Annotated in this window: 1 protein-coding gene; it reads right to left on the reverse strand. The window is 65.4% G+C overall.

Annotated elements, in window-relative coordinates:
• On the reverse strand, positions 1-722 hold a 722-nt coding region (locus tag IE209_RS33635; RefSeq protein ID WP_189691200.1), incomplete at both ends, for an IS110 family transposase.

Raw genomic sequence — 722 nt, forward strand, 5'->3', positions numbered from 1 at the left:
CGTCGACGCCCGCGACTGCGTCCGGAGTCATTGGCGCGTGGGTCCAGGCCGCTGTAGGCCACGAGAGCGTCCGCATTGGCAAACATCACACGCGAGAGTACGTCGGCAAGCAAGGCACTGGACAGCGGGCCGATGCCGACGATGGTGCTCAGCAAGTGGCGACGCTGTTGCAGCGCCTGGTCGGTGGCGAACAGCTCGGCGATGCGTTGGTCGATGGCCTTGAGCAAGCACTTGAACCCATCTTCCAGCGTGGCAATGGCCGCTTCCAAGCCTTGACGGCCCACACGCAGGGATTCGCGCAAGGCCGTCTGCTTGGCCACCACCGTATGGCGCTGGCCGAGCAGACCTTGGAGCTGCTGGTGCAACGCGCTGGGAACCTGCCAGCAGTGCAGATGATCGTGGTGCTCGGCCAGGTAACGGGCGATGACCGAGGCATCCACGCGGTCGGTCTTGGCGCGCGCGCCCATGCCCTTGGCATAGAAGTACACGTCACGGGCATTGAGCACGAAGACGGTCAAGCCGACCTGACAGGCCAGCGTGGCCAGCAGTTGGTGGAACCGGCCAGTGGACTCCATAGCCAACAAGGAGCCAGGGGGCCACTGGCGCAGCCAGGCCGAAATGGCCTGCGGGTCGTTGGCGACGCTGTGACAACCGGGCTGGCCGTGCTCAGCTGCGATGAGTTCGGCTTTGGACACGTCCACGCCGATGAAGGTGCGGGGCAC

This window comes from Pseudorhodoferax aquiterrae, from assembly GCF_014652235.1.
Taxonomy (GTDB): domain Bacteria; phylum Pseudomonadota; class Gammaproteobacteria; order Burkholderiales; family Burkholderiaceae_C; genus Pseudorhodoferax; species Pseudorhodoferax aquiterrae.